At 41.7% G+C, this 26,146-nt stretch carries 22 protein-coding genes; 8 read left to right on the top strand and 14 right to left on the bottom strand.

The features are described from left to right. Positions 1–151: 151 nt before the first annotated feature. From ABMY41_RS09725 to fucP, 10 genes are all read right to left on the bottom strand, one after another. Entirely contained in the window at positions 152–1,459 is a 1,308-nt protein-coding gene (locus tag ABMY41_RS09725) for a hypothetical protein (protein ID WP_251601907.1), read from the bottom strand. Positions 1,460–1,476: 17 nt separating this feature from the next. After that, complete coding sequence (locus ABMY41_RS09720) at positions 1,477–2,082, bottom strand: energy transducer TonB (protein WP_175080703.1); 606 nt, start codon at positions 2,080–2,082, stop codon at positions 1,477–1,479. 12 nt (positions 2,083–2,094) lie between these two features. After that, a complete protein-coding gene (locus ABMY41_RS09715) occupies positions 2,095–2,508 on the bottom strand; it encodes a biopolymer transporter ExbD (protein ID WP_036971869.1) in 414 nt (137 codons plus the stop codon). Positions 2,509–2,553: 45 nt separating this feature from the next. Then, a complete protein-coding gene (locus tag ABMY41_RS09710; protein WP_054552070.1) occupies positions 2,554–3,081 on the bottom strand; it encodes a MotA/TolQ/ExbB proton channel family protein in 528 nt (175 codons plus the stop codon). 3 nt (positions 3,082–3,084) lie between these two features. After that, complete coding sequence (locus ABMY41_RS09705) at positions 3,085–4,452, bottom strand: MotA/TolQ/ExbB proton channel family protein (RefSeq protein WP_349274571.1); 1,368 nt, start codon at positions 4,450–4,452, stop codon at positions 3,085–3,087. Between the two features lie 10 nt (positions 4,453–4,462). Beyond that, on the bottom strand, positions 4,463–5,215 hold the full coding sequence (locus ABMY41_RS09700; protein ID WP_054552068.1) for a DUF3450 domain-containing protein: 753 nt from the start codon (positions 5,213–5,215) through the stop codon (positions 4,463–4,465). A 176-nt stretch (positions 5,216–5,391) separates the two neighbouring features. Beyond that, the gene (locus ABMY41_RS09695) at positions 5,392–5,997 is read right to left on the bottom strand and encodes a DsbA family protein (protein WP_349274570.1); all 606 of its coding nucleotides are present in this window, start codon (positions 5,995–5,997) and stop codon (positions 5,392–5,394) included. Then, complete coding sequence (locus tag ABMY41_RS09690) at positions 5,998–7,077, bottom strand: diguanylate cyclase (RefSeq protein WP_258535939.1); 1,080 nt, start codon at positions 7,075–7,077, stop codon at positions 5,998–6,000. Between the two features lie 19 nt (positions 7,078–7,096). Continuing rightward, entirely contained in the window at positions 7,097–8,986 is a 1,890-nt protein-coding gene (locus ABMY41_RS09685) for a methyl-accepting chemotaxis protein (RefSeq protein WP_304637769.1), read from the bottom strand. 346 nt (positions 8,987–9,332) lie between these two features. Beyond that, positions 9,333–10,604, bottom strand: a complete 1,272-nt coding sequence (gene fucP / locus ABMY41_RS09680; protein ID WP_062565610.1) for an L-fucose:H+ symporter permease — start codon at positions 10,602–10,604, stop codon at positions 9,333–9,335. 137 nt (positions 10,605–10,741) lie between these two features. Here fucP and ABMY41_RS09675 point away from each other — a divergent pair, with 137 nt between their 5' ends. Continuing rightward, positions 10,742–11,959 carry an AGE family epimerase/isomerase gene (locus tag ABMY41_RS09675; protein WP_349274569.1) on the top strand — a complete coding sequence of 406 codons (1,218 nt, stop codon included), beginning with the start codon at positions 10,742–10,744 and terminating at the stop codon, positions 11,957–11,959. Beyond that, positions 11,959–12,912 (top strand): carbohydrate kinase, encoded by a 954-nt coding sequence (locus ABMY41_RS09670; RefSeq protein WP_349274568.1) that lies wholly within the window; start codon positions 11,959–11,961, stop codon positions 12,910–12,912. Before ABMY41_RS09675 ends, ABMY41_RS09670 begins: the two co-directional genes overlap by 1 nt. Before the next feature lie 59 nt (positions 12,913–12,971). On the opposite strand, the gene ABMY41_RS09665 is transcribed toward ABMY41_RS09670, so the two are convergent. Further along, the gene (locus ABMY41_RS09665; protein ID WP_349274567.1) at positions 12,972–14,657 is read right to left on the bottom strand and encodes a M1 family metallopeptidase; all 1,686 of its coding nucleotides are present in this window, start codon (positions 14,655–14,657) and stop codon (positions 12,972–12,974) included. A 169-nt stretch (positions 14,658–14,826) separates the two neighbouring features. On the opposite strand from ABMY41_RS09665, the gene ABMY41_RS09660 reads away from it, so the two are divergent. Beyond that, positions 14,827–15,594, top strand: coding sequence for a hypothetical protein (locus tag ABMY41_RS09660; protein WP_349274566.1), 768 nt, complete (start codon positions 14,827–14,829; stop codon positions 15,592–15,594). Positions 15,595–15,669: 75 nt separating this feature from the next. After that, entirely contained in the window at positions 15,670–17,406 is a 1,737-nt protein-coding gene (locus ABMY41_RS09655) for a hypothetical protein (RefSeq protein ID WP_349274565.1), read from the top strand. Between the two features lie 26 nt (positions 17,407–17,432). Here the strand turns inward: ABMY41_RS09655 and ABMY41_RS09650 are convergent, their stop codons facing one another. The 3 genes from ABMY41_RS09650 to ABMY41_RS09640 form a co-directional block, all read right to left on the bottom strand. Next, positions 17,433–17,957: an RNA methyltransferase gene (locus ABMY41_RS09650; protein ID WP_054552060.1), complete on the bottom strand. Its 525-nt coding sequence runs from the start codon at positions 17,955–17,957 to the stop codon at positions 17,433–17,435. Then, positions 17,957–18,454 carry a YcgN family cysteine cluster protein gene (locus ABMY41_RS09645; RefSeq protein ID WP_105173481.1) on the bottom strand — a complete coding sequence of 166 codons (498 nt, stop codon included), beginning with the start codon at positions 18,452–18,454 and terminating at the stop codon, positions 17,957–17,959. The genes ABMY41_RS09650 and ABMY41_RS09645 overlap by 1 nt, the downstream gene beginning before the upstream one ends. A gap of 79 nt (positions 18,455–18,533) precedes the next feature. Beyond that, positions 18,534–20,357 (bottom strand): DUF885 domain-containing protein, encoded by a 1,824-nt coding sequence (locus tag ABMY41_RS09640; protein WP_130167588.1) that lies wholly within the window; start codon positions 20,355–20,357, stop codon positions 18,534–18,536. Positions 20,358–20,504: 147 nt separating this feature from the next. On the opposite strand from ABMY41_RS09640, the gene ABMY41_RS09635 reads away from it, so the two are divergent. The 4 genes from ABMY41_RS09635 to ABMY41_RS09620 all read left to right on the top strand — a co-directional run bounded on the left by ABMY41_RS09635 (position 20,505) and on the right by ABMY41_RS09620 (position 25,829). Continuing rightward, on the top strand, positions 20,505–21,773 hold the full coding sequence (locus ABMY41_RS09635) for an amidohydrolase family protein (protein ID WP_349274564.1): 1,269 nt from the start codon (positions 20,505–20,507) through the stop codon (positions 21,771–21,773). 196 nt (positions 21,774–21,969) lie between these two features. Beyond that, the gene (locus ABMY41_RS09630) at positions 21,970–24,381 is read left to right on the top strand and encodes a TonB-dependent receptor (RefSeq protein ID WP_349274563.1); all 2,412 of its coding nucleotides are present in this window, start codon (positions 21,970–21,972) and stop codon (positions 24,379–24,381) included. Between the two features lie 193 nt (positions 24,382–24,574). Next, the gene (locus ABMY41_RS09625; protein ID WP_287243503.1) at positions 24,575–25,414 is read left to right on the top strand and encodes a ribonuclease E inhibitor RraB; all 840 of its coding nucleotides are present in this window, start codon (positions 24,575–24,577) and stop codon (positions 25,412–25,414) included. 118 nt (positions 25,415–25,532) lie between these two features. Continuing rightward, a complete protein-coding gene (locus ABMY41_RS09620; protein ID WP_063529932.1) occupies positions 25,533–25,829 on the top strand; it encodes a hypothetical protein in 297 nt (98 codons plus the stop codon). Positions 25,830–26,146 lie beyond the last annotated feature (317 nt).

The following is a 26,146-nucleotide window of genomic DNA, read 5'->3' as shown; positions in this document are numbered from 1 at the left end:
GTTACACTTTAATAAACATAAAATGACAATATTAATTATATAAAAAAGAGTAAGTTAGTTAATTTTAGGAACGGAAAAAAGCCGCCCGAAGGCAGCTTTGGTGTTGCGATTATAAATTAGTTCTTTTGTACGCTTACCTGTTGAATACGATTTAGAGTAAAGCGGTACGTAATGTTTCGGCGTGCACTTTTTCACGCTTCACATACTTGATCCATTGCTCAGCTAAACGCTGCGACTTTTTGTGTTTTTCCGCTTGCTCAAACGCTAAAATCGAGGCATCAAAGTTTTGTAAATTGTACTGCGCCATACCTAAGGCAACATATACATTTGATTCAAACTCTAAGCCGCCTTTATCAAGGGCTTTACGTGCTGCATCCGCTGCTTCTTCGTATTTTTCAAGGTTAATGCTTACCTCTGCAATACGTTGTTCGTACTGACCATGCGTTACTAAATCAGCGGCTTTTGCAAAGTAAGCAAGTGACTTTTCAGCTTCTTTTGCTTGTACCATTGCTTCTGCAACAAAGGCATAGTTTTTCGCTGATTTTTCAGCGACACCGTCTTGCATAGCTTTACTCATCACGTTCGCCGCTTTAAAAGCCAGGCCGTTGTATAAATACACTTGTGATAATTGACGTAAATCTGATTTAGATTTCATGAAACCTTGTTGATATGCCGCTTCTAAAATCGCTAATTGCTTTTTCTCTGCGCCTGTTTCACCGTACATGCCACCTAACTGAACCCAATACTCTGGCTTGTTGTAAAGCTTAACTAAACGCTCAAGTACCTCGACCACTTTGTCAGACTGATTAAGTGAGTAGTACATTGCACGTTGTAAGATTAACCAGTTTTCTTTCGGCATCTCACCTTTGCTGTCGGCTTGTGCGATAGCTAAGTTAATGTTCTCAATGCCTTTTTGGTAATCTTTAAGCTGATAATACGCTTGAGATTTCAATACATAATAAGCATCTGTTTTAGGCTTGTCGTTAATCACATCCCACTGTGCTAAATATTTGATTACCTTTTCGTAATCGCTATTAGCCATGGCAAGTTGCGCTAAGCTAAAGGTGGTGCTTACACGTAATGTTTCAGGAATCGCATCTTCGTTTACTACTTTTTCAAACGACGCAATTGCTTTATCAAGGTCGTTTTCGTTGTAGTAAATAAAACCATAGAAATTATGCATCATGGCAATTTCATACGAGTTCATGCTCGAAGAGCGCTCTTGAATACTATCAAGAGCTTCTAGCCCTGCTTTTGCATCACCATCATCAGCCAGCTTTTGTGCTCGTGCTAATTGGCTATACACTTTTTCGCGCAGTGCAGGTACTCGTTTAGTTTTTTGTTCTTGTGCGTAAGCCGTTGCCAGTGTGACACCTGGTAACATGCTAACAACGCTTGGGACTACAAGGCTGCTTGTGAAAGCAGCCGCGCAAATCACGGCAACTTTTAAAGGTTTCATAATCGCATTCCTCTTTTCTAACCGTTAATTTGGAAAGAAATTTTGTTCTGTACGCCCGCTACTTCAACAGCTTCACCGTTAACAACGCGCGGTTTATATTTAAATTTAAGTGCTGCATCCATCGCAGCGCGGTCAAACAGTGACTCTGGTTCTGCTTTAATAACTTTCGGGTCACGTACTGTGCCTTGCCTGGTTACTGTAAACTCAACAATCACATAGCCTTCGATCCCACGCGATAAAGCTCGGCGCGGATAAACAGGCGCTACTTTTACAATCGGTAAGTATTCACCGTCGCTTGATTCAAGGGCTAAGCCGCCAGCTAAGTTAACGTCGGCTTCAACACTGGCACCAAAGTCAAAGTTGGCATTGCTCGCGTTAGGATCACTGTTTTGCATTTGCGGTGATTCCATTGGCGGAGGCGGCTCTTTTGGCGTTGGTGGCTTTTGCGGTTTACGTTCTTTCTTTTGCACTGTCTCTTCTTTTTTCAGACGAACAAAATCAAGTACGTTTCCTTTTACGGGCTCAGACATGGCCCCTTCACCACCGGTGATCAGTGCCTGCATGCCTAAAAACAGCATAACAGTCACGATACCAGCGATGATTAATGCAACTATATAACGCATCGCTCACATTCCTTATGATGCTTCTTGCGCAGCAATCGACACATCAAATGCGCCTGCAGCACGCGATGCATCCATTACTTTAATAAGTACATCGGTTGTGGCTTTTTTATCAGCTTGAATAACCACGCTACCTTGTGGATTTTCAGCTTTTAAGCGCTCGATATTTGCTTGTACTGCACGAACATCTACTTGGCGTTTGTTGATCCAAATCTCACCTTTGTCAGAAATAGCAACTAAGATGTTGGCACGCTCTTTTTTCACTGCCGTTGCTGCTTCTGGGCGGTTTACATCAATACCGGCTTCTTTTACGAATGATGCTGTTACGATAAAGAAGATAAGCATGATGAAAACAACGTCTAGCATTGGCGTCATGTTGATTTCTTCAGCGTCGTCTTCTTGAAATAAGTTACCTAGTGGCGCTCTCATTGTTAGTCTCCTAATGGGTGATACTCACATCACCCTAAAATTCGTTTAGTGGTCTAAGACCATGTTGTCTTCAAGTAATTGCACTTCGCGTTTTGCACGACGTTGTAAGAACGTTGATGCGAAAACCCCTGAAAGTGCACCCACCATGCCGGCCATTGTTGGGATAGTGGCTTTAGACACCCCTGATGCCATCGAACGTGCACTGCCTGTGCCTGTAATTGCCATTACATCAAATACTTCGATCATGCCGGTTACGGTACCTAACAGACCTAAAAGTGGACATAACGCAACCATTACGTTGATTAGCGCAAGGTTATTATTTAGTTGCATGCCAGCGCGTGAAATCATCGCTTGGCGAATTTGCTCTGCGTTCCAGCTGTTACGCTCTGCTCTATTGCTCCAAGTGCTTTTTACGTCTTTCTTGTAGCGTTTAAAGCCACCAAAGAAATACATAAAACGCTCAAGTATCAATAACCACATCGCGAAGATGAGGACCCCGATGACCAAGAGAACTTGGCCACCTGTGTCGAGGAAATCACGTAGAGCATTGATTGCATCAATCAATAGCACCATGATTTATGCTCCTTTCTCGCTTCGCTCTGCGATGATACCTGCGCTTTGCTCTTGTAAAATCAACAGCATATTTTTAGAACGCGTGTTAAGAAGTGTGTATAAGAATACTGTTGGGATAGCCACAACCAGACCAAGTACCGTTGTTACAAGTGCCTGAGAAATACCACCCGCCATTAGTTTAGGGTCACCTGTACCGAACAAGGTAATTGCTTGGAAGGTGTTAATCATACCGGTTACCGTACCTAGTAGACCAAGTAGTGGTGCTACTACAGAGATAATCTTAATTAGTGTCAGGTTACGAGTAATTTTTGGCATTTCACGAATGATAGCTTCACTTAATTTAAGCTCAAGCGTGTCGTACGCTACATCTGGGTACTGGTCTTTCACTTTCATTACGCGACCAAGTGGGTTGTCATCACGTGCCACTGTGTCTTTAAGCTGACGACGGATTTTGCTACCCATAATCATCAGAGATACAAAACGCTCAAGTGCAATTAGTAAAGCGATTAAGCCAACACCTAAGATGATGTAACCAACCGTACCACCTTGGTGAACTTGCTCTTCAGTGTCTGGTGCTTGTACTAAAAGGCCTAAGATTGAACCACCTGTAGGGTCAAGTGCGAACGGTACAACACCTGAATTTGCTTGCTGTAAATCAGCTGCAGTTGCTGTGTAACGGCTGCTTGGCTGACGCGTAAGCTGGCTGATTGTATCTGTAGCCGGTGTGTACTCAAGGTATTTACCATCTGCGATTAAGTTAAATGCACCAACACGCACCACTTCTTTTTGTGCTTTGCTGCCACCTTCAACGATTACATCTGTTGTAAAGCGAGATACTTTACCTTGCTCAGTCATTTCGCGTTGTAATTCAAACCATACTTTTTCGATATCATCGATAGAAGCAAGCTTTGACGTTGAACCCATTTTTTGTGCTAGCTCATCCATGAAGTTACTACGACCAGGAAGCTCTGCAGAAACAACTGACGTCATGAATTTATTGCTTGAATCGCCCGCTACTTGTTGTAACACACCGAATAGCTCTTTAAGTGAACCCATACGGTTTGAAAGTGTGTCTGTTAAGTTAGCAAGCTTTACTTCGTTTTCTTCAAACTGAGTTTCTAAACGCTCTGATTCGTTTAGCATTGCTGTACGTTTTGCTTGTGTATCTTTAAGCATTTGTACTTGTTCGTTTTGACGCGCCATGAACTCTTGTTCACGTTGTTTATTTTCAGCGCTTTGCTGTGCTTTACCTTGCTCTAATGTTCTTAGTAATGAGTCTAAATCCATTGGCTCAGCCGCTAGGCTGCTACCAGCAAAACCAAGGCCAGCTGCAAACACGGCCATTTTTGTCATTTTCGTTAATAATTTCATCTCAAACCTCTTATTCAGCAGCGTGGACTGGCAGTGTTAACATATCTGGGGCAAGTTGCTTACGTGCAATGCGTAAACCTTTGTTGATTTGGCTGATTGCAGAATCTGGTAATTCAACAAACGATTTTGTTTCTTTATCCCAGCTACCTGCTTTTTTGCCGTCGCGTGTTAAATAAATAAGTTCTAAACGACCGATACGTAAGAAATCCACTTCGCGCTCTTGGCCATCTACATTCAGTAATGATGTGTACGCTTCGATAGTGCGACCGTAATCAACTTCTACTTGGTAAGCTTCAAGTAAGCGGCGGAATTTTTCACTAGAAGTGATGTCTGCGCGGTCCATCATTTCTTTTAATGATGCAATACGCTTGCTACGTTCTTCAGTTAAGAAAGGCACGTCTAGTGCAACAAATTGCTCAAGACCTGTGATCATACGCATCATTAACGGCGTAATTTGACGCTCAATAACTGATACCTGATCCATTGACTCGTTTAACGCGTCCATTTCTGCAATTTGGTTGTTTAATTGCTTAGTAAGTTGCGCGTTATAAACAGTTAAGCCGTCAATTTCTTTATTAAGGGCTTTGAATTGTTGTAAACGACCTTGCATTGAATCTGCAATCTTGTCGATTTTAGTTTGTGATTGCGCTGCAGATTTGTTTATCTCGCTGCTTTTATCAATTACTTTATCTAGATCGTTTGCATGTACTGCTGCAGATGCCGCTACAATACCTGCTAAAATCAGTGGTTTAACGCCTTTCATCGCATACACCTTTACTCGTTAAGTTAGCTTAATTTGCTAGTTGGGTTGTTTTATTGTGCGAAAGGATAACGATGAAAAATGACAAGCATGTTGCGCAAAAAATACAAAAATATGACAGCTGTAACAATTAGTTTATATTGCGCAAAGATAAGGCAAAAGTTGCAGGCTTTCGGGGACTAAATATGGGATAGGATTTGCTGATAAGTGCTTTGCCAGTCTAGGTAATTAACAGGGACAGCAGCGTAGAGGCCTTTATTTTCAAGGACTAAAGAAGGAAAACCTTGAATAGGTAAACTTCTCGCCTGGTTTATTTCGGCCAAAAGTAACGAATTTATTCTTTCACCTTCAATTTCGTTAATAAATGCATTTTTTTCTAACCCTATTTGCTCAGCAAGGCTTGCAAGGGTGCTGATGTCAGATGGATTTTGTGCATCTAAGTAGTAGGCTTTTTGAATGGCGAGTAGCATCTCGTGCTCTTTATTGTGCTGCCTTGCAACAAGCACTGCACGGCATGCAGGGTAAGTAGAGCGGCGTGGTTGCGCGGTATGCCAAAACTCATGATTGAATGGCGTGCCAAGTTGCTGTTCAATACGTTGCCATGTTTGCTGTAAAAACTGCTGCATCTCTTTAGGCATTGGCTCATCTGAATCAGGCGCAAGGCCACCTACTTTATATTCAATAGCAAGTTTATCACCAAGGGCAGCTTTTAGTTTTAACCAGGTTTCTCTGTAGCCCCAACACCAACTACACATTGGGTCATATACATAAATTAGCTTTGCCATTTAGCTTATCTCAGTTAAATCAGAGACCACTACATTACGCCCTTTAGCTTTGGCTTTATAGAGGTTGTCGTCAGCTTGTTTAATCGCTTTACTAAATTGGCTACCACGTTCTAGGCTGGCAATACCGATACTACAGGTAATAGTCACAGACTGCCCCACATCATAAGGGATCTGTTTTTCGGCGACATAACTACGCAGTTTTTCAGCCACAGCATGGGCAATGTTAAGCCCAGCTTTTGGCAGCAAAATAATAAACTCTTCACCGCCATAACGGGCTTTTATATCTGTACCACGTAATTTATCGTGCAGCATAGAGGTAAAGGCTATTAATGCCTGATCGCCAAAGTCATGACCATAAGTATCGTTAAGTGATTTAAAGTTATCTAAATCAATTAATAATACCGACATAGGTAAATAATTAGCCGCTTCAGCTTCAAGGCGCGGCTGAATATGCTCATAAATGTAACGACGATTGGCAAGGCCTGTTAGTGGGTCTGTTAATGCATCGCGTTTTTCTATTAAGGTAATATCAGCAATTTTTTGATGGCTTTTTTGTCTAAAGTATTCACTGATCCCAGAAAACAAAATCACCATAGTGAAAGAGGCTAAAAAGCGTGAAGTTTCAACTTGCCCGTAATGCGCTTGGCCAAAGTTGGGGCTAAACAGCAGTGCAACTGCACTAGCATACATAATCCCAACCAACACACTGCCCACTTTTAACCCTAAGGTGACATAAGCCACAATAGGGTAAAACATAAGCCAATATAAAGCGGTGTTTTCTTTGCCGCCGGTGTACACCAAAGCTACACAGAGCAGCAAAATGATCGATAAAATAATGCAGCTTACAGAGACTAAAGCACCAGTGCGAAAGTAATAGAGCATACACAGCACAATAGTGACATCGCTCACCACTAACATAATAGTGAGCGGTAAGGCGTAAATTTGATAGTTAGATAACACTAACGAAGTGATTAATACGATGGCAAAAAAAGCCATGGCAAATAACGTGAAGGCACGACGCTGTTTATCCGCCGTGTCGACACTGTTTAACGTAATGGCATTAAGCCAATTTTGATCCAAAATTGCAGTCTCTTAACAACTAAACTTTAAATTTAAGTACCAATTGTTCAAGCTCATAGAACTGGGCTTTCAATTTAGTGCACTCATTCAAGGTGTTATTAAGATTACTTTGACCTTGATTTGAAAGCTCACTAATTGAGTGTATGTCACTGTCTAAACTTTGAATCACTTGATTTTGCTCAGTCGTGGCATTGGCAACACTGTGGTTCACCTCATCAATTGACTCAATGGCACGGGTTACCTCTGCCATTTTATCGCCAGCTACATGAGCTTGCTCAACACTCTTTTCACTGTCGCGAATACTGGCCGTCATAACTTCAACGGCAGACGCAGAACCTTGTTGTAACTGAGAAATAGTGTCTTCGATTTCTTGTGTTGATTGTTGTGTACGGTGCGCAAGTTGGCGTACCTCGTCGGCTACAACCGCAAAACCACGACCTGCTTCACCTGCACGGGCTGCCTCTATCGCTGCATTAAGTGCTAGCAAGTTAGTTTGCTCACTCACACCTTTGATCACTTCAAGCACTTGGCCGATGCTTACAGTGTGCGCATCTAAACTGTTTATGGTTTTTTGCGCCTGCTCCATATTGCGAGACAAGGCATTAATAGCTGATAAGTTGTCAGCTAATGCAGATTGGCTTTGTAATGATTGGCTGTTAGCACTGGTTGCTAATGTTGACGCATTACTTGCACTATTTGAGATTTCTACCGCACTCGATGTCAGCTCATTGATTGCAGTTGCAACGTTATCAGTACGTTTTGTTTGGTCAGCATACATGTCGAGCGTGCCTTGAGTTTGATTAACTAAACTCTCAACTAAGCGCTCAAGCTCAACGGTGGTATTTTTAACTTGCTCAATTGATGTATGAATTTTCTCGATGAACGCATTAAAGTAATGGCTTAGCTCACCAAACTCGTCATTATTTTCAACCTCAAGTCGGCGGGTTAAATCCCCCTCACCCTCTGCAATATCTTTAATTGCATCGTTTAAGCGTTGCATTGGGCGCATTAAATAGCGAAGTAAAAACTGCATCATTAATACAATCGCCACTATACCCATTAGCATGTAAATAGCTGCCATATTTCTAAATGAGGCAACTGATGAGTAAGCAATTTCTTCGTTGATCACCACACCTAAATACCAATCAACGTTTTGAATTCCTTTGATTTTGGTAAACGATACTAATTTGTCTAAGCCACCTACCTGTACTTCAACAAACTCAGATTGTAACGACAAGCTTTTACCGAATAAGTCACTCATGTTTTTGTCGTTAAATTTAGTTTCTGGGTGGCTTAAAATGCGGCCTTCACTATCTAGTAAAAAGCCATAACCGAACCCTAAAAAGTCAATTTCGTTGACGATTTTAGTAATGGTTTTCATGTCGATGTCGGCACCTGCAACCCCACTAAATACACCATTTGCTTGCATAGGTGCTACAGCTGAAATAGTCAGTTCATTGGTGGTTACGTCAATATACGGGGCAGTAAATGCTGTGTTTGTTTTGTTTTCAACAAGCTTGTACCACGGACGTGTTGTTGCATCGTAGTCTGGCGGTAAGACAACAGATTGGTCGTTTAATACAAAGGTGCCATCCGTGATACCGATGTAGGTATTTTTAAAACTCCCCGCTTTGTCGGCTGTGTTCAGCTGTGTGAGCGTAAGCTCTTTGCTATCACCAAGTTGATAGGTATCAGCAACTGACGAAACAATGGCTAATTTAGCATTTAACCAGTTAGCTATGTTTTGCGACACTGACTGAGAAATCTCTTGAAGAACAAGCGAAAGCTGCTCCTGCGTTTGGCTGCGCATAGAGATGAAGTTATTAATGGTGAATAAACCGAGCACTATCACTAAAACCAGTGATGCAGCCACAGTTACCTTGGTGGTAAATTTAAGAGTGCTTTGCATGACAAACCTGTTTGTTATTTTTTTCGTTGTTAGCCTCTTTATATTTAACAAATTTAAAGCTCTTTGTCTTATAAAATTAAGCTAAAACTAGAAAAACGTTCCTTTTATTAAAGTACGCTTTCTTTGAAAATCAATTACTTTGTTAACGGCAGCCAATTTCACTTCTTAAGTTGTATTAATAAAAAAGCAGCAAAAACCCTTTGGAACGTTCCTATAAATTGTTACTTAAACCGTCCCTGAATACGTATTCATTAAATCATTTTGTCATTTAGTTTTTTTCGGTATAGCAAAAAAATGGCACAAAAAAACCCCGCAACTCAGTGCGGGGTTTTTATTGATAGTAATTTTAGCCGATGCGTTTTTTCCAGCTATCAGCTAAACGTACAACATTTAAGCCATACCAAGCGATAAATGCATAACAAATCACTGGTACAAAGAAGCTTTGTTGGATGTTTACTGTATCAGCGACTACACCTTGTACTAATGGTACTAAGGCACCACCTACAATTGCTAAACATAACCAACCAGAACCTTTACTGGTTAGTGAGCCTAAACCTTCAATAGCAACAGAGAAAATAGTCGGGAACATAATTGAGTTGAATAAACCAATTGCAAGTACTGAGTAAAGCGCGACATCACCTTCAGTGAATATAGTCACTAACAGCAATACAATAACCATCATGGCATTAAAGAATAACGCTTTTGAAGGCGCAATCTTTTGCAGAGCTGCAGAGCCAATGAAACGACCCACCATTGCACCACCCCAATAATAAGCAATTAGGCTTGCAGCCGCATGCTCTTCAAGGCCAGCGATGTGTTCTTCACCAAAGTAGTTTACTAAGAAGCTACCAATTGAAACCTCTGCACCTACGTAACAGAAGATACCTATAACACCCATCATTAAATGAGGTGCTTCGGCAAGGCTGTGGCCTTTCGCTTTACAGTCTTGCTCTTCTGTATGCTCTGCAATCACTGGTAATTTAAAGAAAGCAAATACTACAGCAATGGTCAGTAGTGCTGCTGCAAGCATAAGGTAAGGCACTTTTACAGATTCTGCAGTTGCTGCGTTTGCAGCTAATGTGCCTGCTGTACCAAAGAATAATATACCACCCACATATGGACCAACTGTGGTACCTAGTGAGTTAAGTGCTTGTGCTAAATTTAAACGTGACGACGCCGTTTTTTCAGGACCTAACGCCACAACATACGGGTTAGCAGATACCTGTAATACGGTAATACCTGCTGCTAGAACAAATAACGCACCTAAGAATAACCAGTACTCATGCACAACAACCGCTGGGTAAAATAACATACAGCCAATTGATGCCACGACTAAGCCGGTTAGTACGCCATTTTTGTAGCCCATTTTTTTAACCAACATACCCGCAGGTAGCGAAACAATAAAGTAAGCACCAAAGAAACAAAACTGAACCAGCATTGCCTCTGTGTAGGTTAAATCGAATACCCCTTTTAAGCGCGGGATCAACACGTCATTTAAAACTGTAATGAAACCCCATAAAAAGAACAGGGTTGTCATTGCTGTCAGTGGTAGCAGGTAGTTTTTATTTTGCTGCGAACCATCGGCGACAAACGATTGGTTTGTATTTATTTCACTCACGTGGTTTTCACTCCGTTAACAAGTTACCTTTGATTCTACACATTGAAGTAAAAATAGCACAAAGATTTACTAGGAACGTTCCAATATTTTTATTTCCTGCTATAGTTGCAAGATGTACACAGATTTATTAATAACCCATGGCCAAAGTTGACTTTAAAAGCCCTTATTTTCTTAAGCAGCATATTCAAGATACCCTTGCTTTTTATCACCCCCATTGTGTTGATCATTCAGCCCATGGCTTAGCGGGCTTTTATCAGTTCTTTAAAAATAATGGCGCGATTTACGATAAACACACTCGCCATTTAGTCTCGAGCACCCGCTTTGTTTTTAACTATGCAATGGCGTACATAGAGTTTAAAGACCCAGAATATTTAAGCCTCACTAAACATGGTTTAGCTCACCTTGAATATGCGCATAAACAAGCATCTGGTGGTTATGCTTGGCTTATTGAGCAAGGTGATAACGGCAAAGTAACCGTGTTAGACGACACCAATCATTGCTACGGGCTTGCTTTTGTAATGCTTGCAAACGCGGTTGCTTTAAAAGCAGGGGTGAACGACTGCAAAAAAACTATTTCACAGGTATGGAATTTATTAGAACAGCACTACTTTGAACCACAGCATAATGCCTATTTAGATGAGCAAAATACCGACTTTAGCTGTGCAGGTGACTATCGCGGTCAAAATGCCAATATGCATTTATGCGAAGCCTTACTCATGTGTTTTGAAGCAACTAACGAGACCCGTTATTTAAAACGCGCTAAACAACTTGCCGAAACTTTTACCGTAAAACTGGCAGCTCAAAGCCAGCAGTTGGTGTGGGAGCACTATTCTAAAAATTGGCAACTCGATTTAGATTACAACAAAGATGACCCGCAGCATTTATTTAGACCTTGGGGATTTCAACCAGGGCATCAAACTGAGTGGGCAAAACTGTTACTTATTTTAAACCGCCATATTGATGAACCTTGGCTGGTAACACGCGCTAAAAGCCTGTTTGATGAAACCCTGAGCATCGCGTGGGATCAGCAACATGGGGGCATTTTCTATGGCTTTGCACCAGATAAAAAAATCTGTGATAGCGATAAATACTTTTGGGTGCAGGCCGAATCATTAGCCGCAGCAGCCCTACTCGCTGATGCCACAAATGACGAAAGCTATTGGCAGTGGTACGAAAAAATTTGGCAGTACAGTTGGCAACATATGGTAGATCACCAATATGGTGCTTGGTATCGCATTTTATCAGCACAAAACCAACCATACAGTGACGAAAAATCGCCAGCAGGTAAAACCGACTACCATACTATGGGTGCCTGCTACGAAGTATTAAGAACCTTAACCTTGAGGAATGCATAATGAGTTTAGTGTGTTTTGGCGAAGCATTAATCGACTTTTTATCAGATGGTAAACAACCAGAATCATTTACCAAATACGCAGGTGGCGCACCAGCTAATGTGGCTGTTGCAGCAGCAAAACTAGGCCTAAACACCAGTTTTTGCGGAATGTTAGGCGATGATATGTTTGGTCACTTTATTAAACAAGAGCTAGACCAGCATGCGGTAAACACCCAGTACTGTACATTCACCGATGCGGCAAAAACAGCATTGGCGTTTGTATCACTTGATGACAGTGGCGAACGCTCGTTTAGCTTTTATCGCCCACCAGCCGCCGATTTACTGTATCGCGTAGACGATTTTGACCATGCAATGTTTGCAAATCACTCCATCATGCATGTATGCAGCAACAGTCTGACTGAGCACAACATTTATCAAACCACTATTTATGGTTTAACGCAGGCGAAAAAAGCCGGTGCAATTTGTAGCTTTGATATGAATCTACGCGAAAACCTATGGCCAAGTATGCGCCATACTCTAGATAGAATGTGGCATGTTATTTCACTGGCAGATATCGTAAAACTCTCATTTGAAGAGCTTGAGTTTTTAAATCAAAAAAGCCATCAAGAAATGCCACTTGAGCATACTATTGATGCCATTTTAAAGGCCGGTGTAACCTGTTTGCTAGTTACTAATGGCGGCGAAGCAATCAGCTTTTATCACGCAGACTTTAAAGGCCAAGTTAACCCACCAGCTACAAAAGTGGTTGATACCACAGCCGCAGGCGATGCATTTATTGGCGGAATGCTGTCAAAGATTGGTCAGCACTGTGAAAACAAACAAAGCTTTAAAGCGTTTTGCCAAAACCCAGCTAATATCGAACAAACCATTGCTTATGCAGCTAAAGCTGGCGCTTTTGCAGTAAGCCGCTATGGTGCATTTGCGTCTTTACCAAGCGCTACCGATTTAGCCTAGAACTTTGTTTAGGTTGAGTAATAAGCCCGGTATAAAGTAGTTTATGCCGGGCTTCTTCGCTATTGCTCAGTTTTACATTTATCGATAATTGGTAAATACCTAAACACCTTCATGTTTGGATCGATCACCACATGATCCCCCGCTTTTAAAGCAATGCTAATCTCGCCATTTTCAACAGAATAAGTTTGCAACGAACCGTTTATTTGCACCGGAACTGGCATAGGAAATGGCTTATCTTGCAAAGAGTTTTTGTTCCATTTCAGCGTCAATCTGTTAGCTGATTGAATAACATCAAGTTCCGGTAATTGAGCCTGCTTTAAATACACATCAAACAGCCAGCTATAATCTTTCGCCGTTAAGCGGTTAACAATAGCAATAAACTCATCGGTATTTCGATATCGTGGTGAAATTGGGTAAGCTAATTGCTTGGTGTCGTTAACCCCATAAAGCAGCTCACGGGTGGCTTGCCAAAATAACTCATCACCAATTAACCAGCGTAAGGTATGTAAAGTCCAACTGCCTTTGCCATAAATATCTGGGTTGAATGCTTGATCTGAGGTTATATCGCCATCAAGAACAATGGCTTTACAGTTTTTAAGCCCTAAATACGACTTATACATGCTGTGGTTATAGGCCGCTTCACCGAATTTATACAAGCTATAACTTGGCTGCATGTAACTGCCAAAGCCTTCGTGTAGCCATGCATCGTTGAGTTTTTCATGGGTCATTAAATTACCAAACCACTCATGAGCTAACTCATGCTGTAATAACCAATCATAACCGCCTGCATCACGCTTATATTTTTTACCATAAGCATTGATCGTTTGATGTTCCATACCTAAATGCGGTGTTTCAACAAAGCCCAGTTTGTCATTCCCCCATGGATAAGGCCCTAAAAAGCGCTCAAAAAACGCGACTTGAGAACGTAAATCCTGCTCTATTAGCATCGACGCTTGCTGTGTGTGTTTAGCAAGTGCCCAAAATTCAATCGGAACCTCAGTACCATTAATGCTGGTATAACTGCGCTCAATACGTTGATACGGGCCTATGTTCAGGGCAATGTTATAGTCGCTTGCAGGTACAGATAGCAGCCAATCAAATCGGTGTTTGTTTGCTCCAACTGGTTTTACGCTTTTCAATACCCCGTTGGTTACCGCACTTAAGCCATTTGGTACTGTGAGCCTTATGCGCATGCTATCAGCTTTGTCAGCAAAATGGTCTTTACATGGCCAGAATAAATCACAGCCTTCGCCCTGCACTGCGGTAGCTATCCACGGCTCGCCGCTTTCTGTTTCAGCAAATACAAACCCGCCATCCCAAGGCGCATTTTTAGCAATATGGGGGTTGCCCTCATAGGCCACAGCAACACTCACTGTGCTGCCCGCAGGGTATTGCTTACCTAAATCAATGTTTAGCACACCTGCATTGCGGGTATAGTTAAGTGTTTTATCGTCAGAGGTTATGGCACTGATCAAAAACCGGCTATCAAGTTTTAGTTCAACAAATTGGCTTGCAGATAGCATTTTAAACTGCGTTTTCGACACCCCTTTAATGCGTTTATCATCAGGAAACACTTCCAGTGACAAGTCGTAAAATTGCACATCGCTCTTTAACGCAACTGCCGATAATGGTTGACCGGTATCACCAACGCTTGGATCAAGTGGCAATGGTTTAATACTACAGCCAGCTAAAATGGCGGTTATAGCAATCGCTGTAGCGCTTTTAAAAAATTGAGTTACCTGCAAAACATCTACTCCATGTCGTTATTATTGTTATTAAAATATGACATAGGTGAAAGATTAAAACTTCGCTTTGCGTTGAAAAACAAAACGAAAATATTTCATCATCAAATCAAGGCAAAAAACCCCAGCGTTTCTATAATTAATACTGTGATTTACTTAAAAGGATTTGATAATGCTCACTTTAAAACAACCTCGTATGTTAACGATTTTATCTTTCGGTTTAGTATTCGCCTCACCAACTGTTTATGCCGACCAATGGCAATTTTCTGTAGAGCCTTATTTAATGGCCACTGCGATTGATGGCAGCTCGGCAATCGGCACTATAGAAGCCCCCCTTGAAGTCGAATTTGATACCATTTTAAACAACCTCGACAGCGCATTTATGCTCCATCTTGAGGGATATCATCAATCAAACTGGGGTTTTATTGCTGACTGGGGCTATATGGATTTAAGCAAATCTCATAGCGCCCCAAAACTTGGCGTGCTCAGTGCTCGGGTGCGTCAAGCCGTGCTCGAATTAAGTGTTGCGTACCGTTTTTCTAGTCCTTCGATGGGTGATTGGGTTAACTATGTGGGTATTCGTCGTTGGGATAACACATACGAATTCGATCTTGATCCTAACTTTATGTCACAAGTGTCCGTGGTCGACAGAGATGAAGATTGGATTGACCTAATTTTTGGCTTTCACTTTAACAAACAATTAAGCGAACATTGGCAGTTAACAACCGCAGGGGATCTCGGTGGTTTTAACTTAAATGCTAAATTGACCGGCAGCTTTAAATTAGGTGCGGTGTATCAAATAAACCCGCATTGGGATCTGAGTATGAGCTATAAAACCACGTATGTAGATTACCAAACCGGCCAACGTGGAAATAAAAACTTCTTTAGTTATGATACATTTACCCACGGCCCGCAAATAAGCGTGAGCTATCAGTTTTAGTCGTTCGCTCGCTAGTAATTTGTTTCTATTTCATGGTATGTTTTTTAACTAATTAAAGAAAAAGGAATTCATCCTATGAATAATAAGCTTCTTGCTGGGGGCGCGATTGCTATTGTTGCAGGTGCGTTGTTGTACTCACAAAATAAAGCCAGTGTTGATGTAGATTTACCTGAGCTTGCATACGTACCTGCCGACACGGCGGTTTTTTATGGTCAACTTAAACCGTTTCCGTACAGCAAATACTTTGCGCTTATGCCAGATGCAATGAAAGGCACGAGCGATTTAACGCCCATTATTGCTGAGCTTAAAACAGTTGATGATAAGAATGCCCTATTCCTTGCATCACTGATGGAAAAATACCAACAATCACTGAGCTCTTACGATGCCTTCAAATCGATTTGGGGCTTTGGTGATGACTACAAAGGCATGATGTATGCGCAAGGTTTAATGCCGATTGTGCGTTTTCAGGTCGCTGATCAAAGCAGCATTATCAATAGCATTAAGCAATCTGCTGATAAAGCCGGTATTGCTTATACAACTGAAAGCCTTGAAGGCGTAAGCTACACACGCTTTGCCATTGAGCTTGAAGGCTTAGATAACTTTAACCTAATTGCATCAACTCACAACAATTGGGCTACCATCACGCTAACCACAGCGCTTTCTAATGATCAAGATTTACGTATTGCCCTTGGCGTAGAAAAACCGGCTCAATCATTGGCTGAGACTAAAAAACTACCTGAGCTTATTAAAACTTTTTCGCTTGATGGCAACTCGGTTGGCTTTGTTGATCATCAACGTATCGCCAATGCTGTAACTGGCAAAGAAGACTCTCGCTTACACCAGATGCTCAAAGAGCTACTTGATAAAGCCCAGCAATCAAACGCATTAGCAGCGATTTCAACACCTGAGTGTCAAGATGATATTGCTGCCATTGCCGCTAAATGGCCTGCAACCGTATCAGGCACAACAAAAACCCGTATTACCGCCGACTACGCCGACTTTGACGTAAAAGCAGTACTGCAAAGCACAGATCAAGACTTACTAAATACGCTTCAAGCTGTCCGTGGTTTTGTGCCAAAACATACCACTGGGCTTGACGGGCAAATGATGAGTGTTGCTTATGGTATTGATGTAGCAAAAGTACTGCCACTGGCCAATACACTAACTGGTGCAATTAAGTCAGCTGAGTTTAACTGTGGCCCAATTGTCGCACTACAAAATGAAATGCAAGAAGTGAGTACCGCTGGCCTTGCTATGATGTCGGGCTTTGCAAATGGCGTACAAGGCATGAGTGTCAGCGTTCAAGATGCTGCATTTACTATCGATGACTACAATGGCCCACAAATAGACAAACTTGATGCCATCGTTACCCTATCGGCGACTGATGCCCATGGCTTGTATTCAATTGCACAAGGTTTTGTACCGCCACTTGCTAATATAAAACTACCAGCCAATGGTGATGCAGTACTGATCAATGAATACATTCCATCGCCTGTGCCACTTAACTTTGATATAAATATGGCGCTTAAAGGCAATCATATTATGACTTTCACGGGTGATAAATCTGCACAAATTGCCGAGACCTTAGAGTCGCAAAGTGTCACTAAAAATGGCTTTGTGAACATGGCATTCGACGTACAAAAAATCTTATTACCTTTACTTGATACGATTGCATCAACGGGTCAATTAACTAATGAAGAAATGGCTGAGCTTGATTCCCTACGCGACCAACCTGTCGGTGTTTATTTTGCCACAGACATTACAGACAACGGCATTGGCCTTGAAAGTAACGTACAAATTACTAAAAAGTAGTTTTGAGTTTGAATCTAAAAAGAGCGCTATTTAGCGCTCTTTTTTTGTTGCCATTTAAGTGAGTTGTTAGTGTCTCGACTATTGCAAATGGTGTCGTTTGAACTCTCAATACCACCGAGCTTTGCAAGTCGGTCGTACAGCACAACATTGCAGGTTGCGGCTAGGTTCATACAGCCTATGGTTGGCACATACACTACTTCATCACACCATTTCAACACATCTTTACTAACCGAGCCATCTTCAGGGCCAAACACATAAAATGCGTTTTCAGGGTGCTTAAATTCAGGCAGCGGCGTTGCACCTTCAACAAGCTCAATCACCACCGTTGTGGCACCTTCAGGCTTTGCTTGCTCAAGGCTTTCGACTTGCGTTAGCGGAATGTGCTCAAGCACATTTTTGGTATCGGTATGGTACTTATTTGCACGTAAATAGCGGCTACCAGTAAAAAACACCTGCTTGGCATTGTAGCAACCCGCGGCACGTAATACGCCACCCACATTGGTTGGGCTTTTTGGGTTTAACAAGCCAATGCTGGCTTTAAGGGCGCTCATTAATCAATGTCTCTGGTTGGCCATTCGGCCACGTAAAGGTCAAAGTCATCTAAGTCTACATCACAGTCTTTCACTGTTTTGTCACGCACAGAAATACCCAACTCATGCATCAAATCTTTACTGCCACCGTTCAGTAGCGGGTGCCAAGACGCAAGGCCACGGCCTTCGTAAAGGCGTCGGTAGCTACAACTTTGTGGCATAAAAAAGATATCTTTGAGGTTTTCTTTAGTGAGCTTTACACATGAAGGCACCAAGGTTTGACGGTTCGCATATTCGCTACACCCACAGGTGTCATTGTCTAGGTATTGGCAAACGATATTAGTGAAAATGAGTTCTTCACCCTCGCGAAGTTGATCCGTTGCGGTAAATTCATCTTCGTCTTCACTGTCGATAAATGTGTTTAAACAACATTTACCACAGCCGTCACAAATAGCTTCCCATTCGGGTTGTGACATTTGCTCAAGCGAGCGCTTAAGCCAAAATTGATCTTCTAACATGGTATTACTCAAAGCCCCTAAACAGCGCGCATTCTAGCGTAAAGCCAGCATGCGCGCAAAGTTTAGCGTGTTTGAGCTATTACTTTTGCTCGTTAACCCAACGCTTAATTTTCTCTTCAAGAATTGGCATAGGTAATGCGCCATCAATTAGAACTTGCGTATGGAAAGCTTTTATGTCGAACTTATCGCCCAGCTCTTTGCTCGCGTAGTCACGTAGTTCTTGAATTTTGAACTGACCTAACTTGTACGACAGCGCTTGGCCCGGCCATGCAATGTAACGCTCAACTTCGGCGATAATGTCGCTTTCGGCCATTGATGAGTTAGCCAACATGTAATCAATACCTTGTTGACGTGTCCAACCTTTTGCGTGGAAACCAGTATCAAGCACTAAGCGCATTGCACGTAATTGCTCATCTGATAAACGGCCGTACCACATGTAAGGGTCGGTAAATAAGCCAAGCTCTTTACCTAAGCTTTCTGCATACAATGCCCAACCTTCTGCAAATACCGTGTAGCCACCAAATTTACGAAACAGCGGTAATCCTTCAATTTCTTGTTGCAAGGCAATTTGAAAGTGGTGACCCGGTGCGGCTTCGTGAATAGACAAGGTTTCTAGTAAAAACTTAGGCTGTGCTTTTAGGTTAAAGGTATTGATATAGAAAATACCTGGGCGCGAACCATCTGGCGCTGGCGACTGGTAAGATGCACCCGCAGCTGATTCAGCGCGAAAATCTTCAACTGCTTTTACAACGTATGGCGCTTTTGGCGCAATATCGAACATTTGCGGCAGCTTAGCATCAATCTTTTCTTTTACAGCTTCGTACGCAGCAATTAACTCTTCAGGCGTATCGTAGTAAAACTCATCTGAGGTTCTTAGGTGTTCAAAAAACGCTTTTAAATCGCCTTCGAAACCGACAGTCTCTTTGACTTTTTTCATCTCAGATAAAATGCGCGATACTTCGCTTAAGCCAATGTCATGAATTTCATCGGCGTTTAAGCTCAGCGTTGTATGCTGTTTAATTTGGTACTCATACCATGCTTTACCATTTGGTAGGTCACTGTAACCAATGCTTTCACGGGCATTTGGAATATATTCATTCGCTAAAAAGTCAGCCATTTTTTGATACGCAGGCACTAAACGCTCGCTGATCATCGCCGTGTACGCGCTTGTTAGCTGTGCTTTTTGCTCGTCGCTGAAAGATTCAGGTAACTGAGCAATTGGCCCCCAGAATAATGACTCTTCTGGTTTTTCTACAATATGAGTTTGAAATTGCGGTAATAGTTTTTCAGCAAGTGGTTTAGGAAGAACTACTTTGTCTTTCATGCCTTGGCGCATTGACTGCTCAACACTGTCTAACCAAGCGATGAAACCGTCAGCACGTTTTTCAAATGCTTGATAATCTTCAACCGTGTTAAAAGGTTGTGCGCTTTGCCCAGAACCTAACGCAGCAAAGGTATTATGCGCCCCGCCCATTTGGTTAATTGGCATTAAGTAACTTGGAAACTGAGCGCCTTCAATCGCAAGATCTAAATCGCGGGCTAGAATTTCGTAGCTCAATAATGACTGACCTGTTAATTGTGCTTTGTCGATATTTGCTAGTTTGTTCTTGTATTCTTTAACAAAGTTAAGCTGCTCATCGCGGTTTGCTTTACTAATAGGTGCAATAAATTGGTCGTTATATTCGCTACGGCCAATGTAGGTACCACCAATTGGATTAAACTTTAAGCCTGCTTCAAAGTAGTCTGCTAGTAATGTATCAAGTTGCTCTGTGGCTGACGTTGCGCTTGGTGCTTGTTTGCTTACTTCTTGAGTTGGTTTTTCGTTGCTTGGCGTTGATTCATTACAACCAAGTAATGCAAACATCACTGCCGAACTAAGTAGTGCTAGTTTTACGTTTTTCATTCTTTCCCTGCCCTTATATTAAGTACGCGTAAATTATGAGGGTTTAGTTCCCTATTTAGCAAGTATCGCTGCAACTTATCGCAGTTTATTTACACTTTGCAAGCTGATTGCTAGAGTGGCGGCTCGACTTACCAATTTTGAATAAAAATGAAAAAGACTGCTCTTGCTATTAGCCTAGGCCTAGCTTGCCTAACCTCTTTAAATACCTACGCAACAACCTACTTATCGGCAAAAGCCATGGTAGATGTAAATTCAGGTAAACTGATTAAATCACCACTTATCAGTATAGATAATGGTCAAATTACAGCCGTACAAAGCAATAAACAGCCTAGCTTAAAAGACGGCGATAAGCACATTCAATTATTAGAACTGACTCTGGTGCCTGGTTTAATGGATATGCATGTGCATTTAACAAGCGATCCGACCGTGCCACGCAGTGAGCGAATTGGTCAATCGATTCCGCGTAAAGCAATTAAAGCAGCGCACTTTGCCGAAAAAACACTGTATGCAGGTTTTACAACGCTGCGTAACTTAGGCGCAGAAGGCTACAGCGTGATTGCAGTACGCGATGGCATAAACGCTGGCGACATTGTTGGCCCACGTATTTGGGCGGCTGGCCCGTCTTTAGGTGTTACTGGCGGTCACTGCGATAACAACCGTTTACCACCAGAAATGAAATACACCGCCGAAGGCGTTGCTGATGGCCCATGGGCTGTGCGCGCTAAAGTGCGTGAAAACATTAAGTACGGTGCCAATGCCATTAAACTTTGCGCTACAGGCGGGGTATTTTCAAAAGGCACAAAAGTGGGTATTCAACAATATAGCCAAGACGAAATGAACGCCATTGTTGACGAAGCTCATTTACGTGGCCTAACCGTTGCAGCCCATGCGCACGGTACCAGTGGTATTAAAGCAGCCATTGTTGCTGGTGTAGACAGTGTTGAGCACGTTAGTTTTGTCGATGACGAAGCCATTAAACTTGCCAAAAAACACGGCACTTGGTTCTCAATGGATATTTACAACACTGAGTACACCCTTGCCTTTGGCGAACAAAACGGGGTTGCAGAAGAAAACCTCAATAAAGAACGCCAAGTATCTAAAAAGCAACGCGATATCTTTAACCGTGCAGTAAAAGCAGGCGTAAACATGGTATTTGGTACCGATGCAGCCATTTACCCTCATGGCGATAACGCGAAGCAGTTTTCGCGTATGGTTGAATTTGGTATGACACCGCTGCAAGCATTGCAGTCTGCCACCATCAATAGTGCCAAACTACTTAAAGCTGATGATCAACTTGGCCAAATCAAAAGCGGTTTCTTAGCCGATATTATCGCCGTAAAAGGCAACCCGCTTGAAAACATTGCAGTACTTGAAGATGTACAATTTGTTATGAAAGACGGTAAAGTTTTTAAATAAGCTATTATGCTGGCTTTGCATTAGTGAAGTCAGCAATCTTCCTTTGTATCTATATAGTAAACAAAATTACCAACCATAAAACCAGTTGTTAGCAACTTGTATCTAAATAAAGAAATTACCCAAAACAGATAAATAAAACTTGAAATGAAAATAGCTCGCATTATCATTGCCGAAAAATTTCGACAATTTACCTATAATGACGACATATAAATATTCAATTTTAGCCCTAGCCTGCTTAAGCGCATTCAATGCAAACGCCAACGATTTAGACTCTGTTGAACGTATTACCGTATACGACAAACAAAACCGTGTAGTACTTGAGTCTGGCCTTGCCACTAAATCAAATATGACCCTAATGGAAACGCCAGCCCCGGTTGTAGTTGTTGATCAAGAGCTTATCAACTCGCAAGGCGCAACAAACTTACAAGACTTAGTGCGTAACATCAGTGGTGTAACCCAAGCCGGTAACAACTACGGCATTGGCGATAACTTAGTGATCCGCGGTTTAGGTGCAAACTATACTTACGATGGCATGTACGGCGGTGCAGGCCTAGGTAACACCTTTAACCCAACACGATCAATGACCAACGTTGAATCTGTAGAAGTTCTTAAAGGCCCTGCAACGGGCTTATATGGTATGGGTAGCGCAGGCGGTGTTATCAACCTAATCGAAAAGAAACCGCAATTTACTGAGCAGCACACCGTTAATGCCGAGCTTGGTCAATGGGATAGCTACTCATTAGGCTTTGATAGCACAGCAGCATTAACCGACAATCTTGCTTATCGCGTTAACGCAAAAACCGCTCGCAGCGATGGCTACCGCGACTTAAAAGACGACCGCGATGAAATTTATGGCGCGTTAAAATACGTATTAAGCGACAAGCAAGACATCATGATTTCTGCCGCTTATATCAAAGATGCCATTGCCGTTGATTCAATTGGCCACCCTATTCGTATTTTTAACAGCGACTCAGTGAATGGCAAAACCGCAGGTGAAGTAACCGCTGCCGATTTAATTAACGACGCAACGGCACAAGGCCTGCAACTAACCGATCAGCAACGCCAGCAACTAGCTGACTCACTGGCAGCAAATGATGGCTTAACTCCTTACACCTTTGGTCATAACGGTATTATCTCGCCAATGGCAAATGATAACGAAGGCGAAGAGCTACGCTTTAAGTTAACTCATAACTACTTTATTACTGATAATTTATTTTTAAATCAGCAATTACAATACCGTAATTACGAATCAAGCTTTGCCCGCCAAACGGGTGCTTATAACTATGTTTATTGGAACCGCAGAGGCGTGATCAATGCCGACCCACGCGCTCCATTAGTAGTTGATGACGTACTTTACCCATTTGCAGCGCGTCGCCAAGAATACCGCCAAGTAGAAGCAGACGAAAAATCATGGCAATACTTTGCTGACTTGCGTTATGACTTTAGCTTTGCCGGAATCGATAACGAGCTACTGGTAAACGCCAACTACGAAGACCGCGATATTCGTTTTAAACAATACTCAATTTACGATGCCGACAAGGTTATTAAAAACAAAGATGGAGAGGTTATTTACCAAGGTCAATTACCTTACATTTTTGATATTCGTAACCCGAACTGGGGCGAAGGCAGCTTTTTTGATTACGACCCGCTAAAAACCAGCGATTACAACAAAAAGGTTCAAGCTTGGGGTGTAGGTATTCAACATGTTGCCTATATTCATGACACTTTTACTACCCGTGTAGGCGTTGCCTTTAACCGTATTAAACAAAGCTACGAACACTTTGGTGTTGATGCGCGCTACCGTGCAAGTGCCGCCGAGCCAACGCCAGAAGCAGATACATCAGACAGCGGTATGACCTACAACCTAGGTGCAACCTACAAACTGAGCGATGATATTTCGTTCTTTGTAAACCACTCTAAAGGCCGTACAGCTTACAGTGTGCTTGGCAGTGTATCGGGTAACGAAGCTGACCGCGATGACGCCGAATCAGTCAGTAACGACATTGGTATGCGTGTAAAAGCCTTTGACGACCAACTACTGGCATCACTTGTGGTGTTTGATAGTGCCCGTACAAACCTTGAATATGCCAACCCAGATTACGAAGCCGGCGTATCTGATGCCTCAGTACCAAAAAGCTTTTACGATGGTGAAGAGCAAACCAAAGGTGTTGAACTTGATTTAAATGCCGATTTAAACGAGCAATGGAAACTAAACGTAAACGCGGTGTATCAAGACGCTCGCGATAAGAAAAACCCTAACTCATCATCTTTCGATACTCGCCAAAAAGGTGTGCCTTATGTAACAGCAAGCAGCTGGTTAAGCTATGACGCTAAATGGTTTGATTTAGCCGAGCCACTGACAATTAGCGCAGGCGTGCAATATGTTGATGACCGCAGTACAAACTCAACCTCGTTTGGTATTCCTGATGGCTACGTACCTAGCTACACGGTGTACGACGCCGCAATTCAGTACCAAACAGATGATTGGAAACTACAGTTAAACTTAAATAACTTGTTTAACAAAACCTATTACTCAAAAGCAATGTTCTTAGGCGGTATGCCAGGTGAAGAGCGTAATGCTAAATTAACCTTTAGCTACACACTTTAATTGTGAAATAAGTGCAAAAAGCGCGGCTTATTTGGGTCGCGCTTTTTTGTTTGGATTTTTGATATTAAACATAAGATGATAGATTTTAGATGAAAGATGAAAGATGAAAGATGAAAGATGATTTTGCAGGGATTTTGTGAATTTTAAGACAATTTTTCTAGTTACAACGCTAGTTTCATTTAAAGGAATCACAATGGAAAACACATACTTCACATGGGCGGCGTTCTCTAAAAATTATAACGATGAAATTAATAGTGCAGATTCTGTTTATTTCAGCATGGAGTCGAATGGCTTAACACCATATTCGATGCTCGCTTTCGATTTTCATTTTCTTTCTGACAGTAAAGCCAATTTAAATAATTTGGCTTTACTTCTGAAAAATAGTTACGGATATAAAGTTTTAGGGCCAGTTAAGACCGAAAATGGTGTATGGGATTTATCAGGAAAAACGAGTCCCTTCCCTGTAACCGCAGATAACTTGGTGTATTGGACATTAGATATGTACAAAAGAGGATACGAGTTTGATGCAAAATTTGATGGGTTTGGAGCGCCATTCGATAAAAACAATCAAATTTTTCCGCAATTTGAGGCAACAACAGCAGACGAATTTTTTAACAAAGGTTTTGATTACTATAATCAAGGCAATCTTTCTGCTGCCATTGCGCAATGGACAAATACACTTAAAGTGAATAGCAAAGACGTAGACGCTCTTTATTCGAGAGCGATAGCAAAGAATGAATTATATGCTTCTAATGCTGCAATGATTGATTATGATAAAGCGATAGAGATTGCACCAAACTTTTCGAGCGCATTATTAAATAGAGGAGCGTTAAAAGATGACAACGGAGATCATCTGGGGGCAATTGCTGATTATGGTACTGTAATTGAAATTATCCCGAAGGATGAAATTACATTGCAGCGCGCTTACGCTAATATGGCAAACTCCTTCAAAGCCTTAGGCGATTTAGAAGCCGCTTGTCAGAATTGGAAAAAGCAAAAGAGCTTGGTGCAGATTACGTTAATGCAGTACTAGCGGAATACTGCAAGAGTTAGATAGGCTATTACAGTCTGAACTGTAACTTTGATGAGAGTTGATAGGATAACAGCCAAACTTTAGCTATACATGTTATGAAATACCAAAAGGTCTGTCATTGAAATACTACAATTCGACAATTATAAAGACTGCAGCAAAAGCATCGTTCTTTTATATCTCTTGGCTAGTTGCATTAATCGGTATTCCAATAGTGTTTTTTAGGGATGGACTTGATCTCATTGAAAAAGCCTTATTATTCACAGGGTTTCTGTTATTTTTCTGGTTGATGTATTTGCTTTTATGTATTTCATTTCATCGATTTAGTATGCGAAATGAACAAAGTCGTATCAGTTATTTAGCTAAAGAGGATATTGAAAAGGGTAAAGAACTAGGTACATATTTGGATGGTTGGTAAGCATTCAAGTTTTATAAATTTGAGTATGTTTAGTCTCATTTAAAAATTAACCCGACAGGTTAGCTAGTTTCAAACTGGTGTTCCATTTATATGCTTGAAACGAGTATCGTCGAATTTAAAAATAAATTCCTTTTCAATTTCAAGATTAGCACCCACTTTTAGCCTATTGTGATTGTTTAAAACAAAGAATGGCCTTGTTGATCAAATGCAGCTCTCTAACAAATTCACTTAACTTACTGATATTTAGGCAGACCAAGGGTGTTGATCTTATTTAGCGCCTTCACTTTGATCATCGCTTCAACCAGTTGGCGATTGTA

The sequence above is a fragment of the Pseudoalteromonas sp. BZA4 genome, assembly GCF_040104395.1.
Taxonomy (GTDB): domain Bacteria; phylum Pseudomonadota; class Gammaproteobacteria; order Enterobacterales; family Alteromonadaceae; genus Pseudoalteromonas.
This window is presented reverse-complemented; position numbering and strand designations above follow the sequence as displayed.

Excerpts from the sequence above, each read along its gene's own strand:
- ABMY41_RS09635 (WP_349274564.1), top strand. The coding sequence starts at position 20,505 with ATGAAAAAGACTGCTCTTGCTATTAGCCTAGGCCTAGCTTGCCTAACC.
- ABMY41_RS09670 (WP_349274568.1), top strand. The coding sequence starts at position 11,959 with ATGAGTTTAGTGTGTTTTGGCGAAGCATTAATCGACTTTTTATCAGAT.
- ABMY41_RS09700 (WP_054552068.1), bottom strand. The coding sequence starts at position 5,215 with ATGAAAGGCGTTAAACCACTGATTTTAGCAGGTATTGTAGCGGCATCT.
- ABMY41_RS09625 (WP_287243503.1), top strand. The coding sequence starts at position 24,575 with ATGGAAAACACATACTTCACATGGGCGGCGTTCTCTAAAAATTATAAC.
- ABMY41_RS09725 (WP_251601907.1), bottom strand. The coding sequence starts at position 1,459 with ATGAAACCTTTAAAAGTTGCCGTGATTTGCGCGGCTGCTTTCACAAGC.
- ABMY41_RS09685 (WP_304637769.1), bottom strand. The coding sequence starts at position 8,986 with ATGCAAAGCACTCTTAAATTTACCACCAAGGTAACTGTGGCTGCATCA.
- ABMY41_RS09645 (WP_105173481.1), bottom strand. The coding sequence starts at position 18,454 with ATGTTAGAAGATCAATTTTGGCTTAAGCGCTCGCTTGAGCAAATGTCA.
- ABMY41_RS09655 (WP_349274565.1), top strand. The coding sequence starts at position 15,670 with ATGAATAATAAGCTTCTTGCTGGGGGCGCGATTGCTATTGTTGCAGGT.
- ABMY41_RS09640 (WP_130167588.1), bottom strand. The coding sequence starts at position 20,357 with ATGAAAAACGTAAAACTAGCACTACTTAGTTCGGCAGTGATGTTTGCA.
- ABMY41_RS09660 (WP_349274566.1), top strand. The coding sequence starts at position 14,827 with ATGCTCACTTTAAAACAACCTCGTATGTTAACGATTTTATCTTTCGGT.
- ABMY41_RS09715 (WP_036971869.1), bottom strand. The coding sequence starts at position 2,508 with ATGAGAGCGCCACTAGGTAACTTATTTCAAGAAGACGACGCTGAAGAA.
- ABMY41_RS09710 (WP_054552070.1), bottom strand. The coding sequence starts at position 3,081 with ATGGTGCTATTGATTGATGCAATCAATGCTCTACGTGATTTCCTCGAC.
- ABMY41_RS09650 (WP_054552060.1), bottom strand. The coding sequence starts at position 17,957 with ATGAGCGCCCTTAAAGCCAGCATTGGCTTGTTAAACCCAAAAAGCCCA.
- ABMY41_RS09675 (WP_349274569.1), top strand. The coding sequence starts at position 10,742 with ATGGCCAAAGTTGACTTTAAAAGCCCTTATTTTCTTAAGCAGCATATT.
- ABMY41_RS09705 (WP_349274571.1), bottom strand. The coding sequence starts at position 4,452 with ATGAAATTATTAACGAAAATGACAAAAATGGCCGTGTTTGCAGCTGGC.
- ABMY41_RS09630 (WP_349274563.1), top strand. The coding sequence starts at position 21,970 with ATGACGACATATAAATATTCAATTTTAGCCCTAGCCTGCTTAAGCGCA.
- ABMY41_RS09720 (WP_175080703.1), bottom strand. The coding sequence starts at position 2,082 with ATGCGTTATATAGTTGCATTAATCATCGCTGGTATCGTGACTGTTATG.
- ABMY41_RS09695 (WP_349274570.1), bottom strand. The coding sequence starts at position 5,997 with ATGGCAAAGCTAATTTATGTATATGACCCAATGTGTAGTTGGTGTTGG.